This is a genomic window from Bacillus sp. ISO11 (genome assembly GCF_003458115.1).
Taxonomy (GTDB): domain Bacteria; phylum Bacillota; class Bacilli; order Bacillales; family Bacillaceae_G; genus Bacillus_A; species Bacillus_A cereus.
Genome location: NZ_QXCO01000083.1, coordinates 1 through 1,426, shown reverse-complemented (window position 1 = coordinate 1,426; position 1,426 = coordinate 1). Strand labels below are relative to the sequence as shown.

Sequence of the window (1,426 nt, the reverse complement as noted above, 5' to 3'; positions counted from 1 at the left end):
TACCGAACACGGAAGTTAAGCTCTCTAGCGCCGATGGTAGTTGGGACCTTGTCCCTGTGAGAGTAGGACGTCGCCAAGCAAAAACCTAAGTCGTTTCGACTTAGGTTTTTTTGTGTTTATTTTTATTATTTTAAATTTAAAGGTAAGAATTACCTTTATAAGAATATAGTCCAGATGTAACAAGAATGTTTGTGATCTTATATAAAAAGGTTATATGAAAAGTAGCAATCTAGCTCTTTTAACATAACCTTTTTTGTTTTTAAAGGATTTTACATTAGAAAAAATCTATAATTAAGGTAGTTAACATATATTTTTGATGGGTGTGGGGGATTATGAAAGAAATATGCATGTTATTAGTGGCTGTTATATTATGGGGCACAGCCATTGCGCCAACAAAATGGGCGTTAGAATCTATTCAGCCGTTTACTTTGTTGTTTATTCGTCTTTTCTTTGCAGGTGGAATTTGTATGCTATTCTCATTTAAGCAACTACAAAAATCAGTTGTACATAAAAAAGTTCCATGGAAAAGAATGAGTTTGTTAGCTTTTACCGGTGTAGCTGGTTATTTTATGTTTACATCCTACGGTATTTCTTTAACCAGTGGATTACATGTGAGTATTATAGATGCTGCATTACCATTAGTTACAATTCTTTTTTCAGCACTCTTTTTGAAAGAGAACATTCGATTGAATTATTGGATAGGAATTATATTGGGGGCTATAGGAGTACTCTTTATTACGATTCCATCTAAAAGTGCTAATCAAGAAGTGTCTTTAATAGGAGATATACTGATATTATTAAGTACTTTTCTATTTGCTTTCTACACAGTTGTGCTAAAACGGCCAAAACAAGAACAGTATTTATCAAACGAGGTTTTTACAACATTAACTTTAATTATTGGAGCTGTTATTCTCTTACCGTTTGCACTGGTAGAAATTTTTTATTACGGTCTCCCAAAGGTTGAAACTTGGAAAACGGGACTTAGTGTAATATACCTTGTTATTGGAGCAACAATTTTAGCATATTGGTTTTGGAATAAAGCGCTAGAGAGAGTTTCAGCATCAGTAAGCGGATTATATTTAAATGCATTACCATTAATAAGTATTGTTACTTCAATTATTCTATTAAATGAATCTCTGACATGGAGAGTAATAATGGGAGCGAGTTTAGTTTTAATCGGAGTAGGATGGGCGGATAAGCAAAAGTTATGTAATCTATTAAAAGGTAACAAGGTGGAGAATAGAGACTGTTAAACAGTATGATTTATATAATTGAAATGTTAAAAAGATACCTTATATATAAAATGTACCCTATAGAATAGACACTTGAAAAAAGTCTATTCTATAGGGTATTTCTTGTATAATAAAAGGAAAATTGAGATCGGAGAATGTTGAAAATGACAAAAAAACTATTTACAGAAAGAGAA

At 31.8% G+C, this 1,426-nt stretch carries 1 protein-coding gene and 1 rRNA gene; both read left to right on the top strand.

Annotated elements, in window-relative coordinates; all coding sequences use genetic code 11:
- A 5S ribosomal RNA gene (rrf, locus tag D1166_RS32465) occupies positions 1-79 on the top strand; the annotation flags it as partial.
- Positions 80-332: 253 nt separating this feature from the next.
- On the top strand, positions 333-1,253 hold the full coding sequence (locus D1166_RS30855) for a DMT family transporter (protein ID WP_097856723.1): 921 nt from the start codon (positions 333-335) through the stop codon (positions 1,251-1,253).
- Positions 1,254-1,426 lie beyond the last annotated feature (173 nt).

Coding starts and splice junctions, on each gene's coding strand:
- D1166_RS30855 (WP_097856723.1), top strand. CDS start 333: ATGAAAGAAATATGCATGTTATTAGTGGCTGTTATATTATGGGGCACA.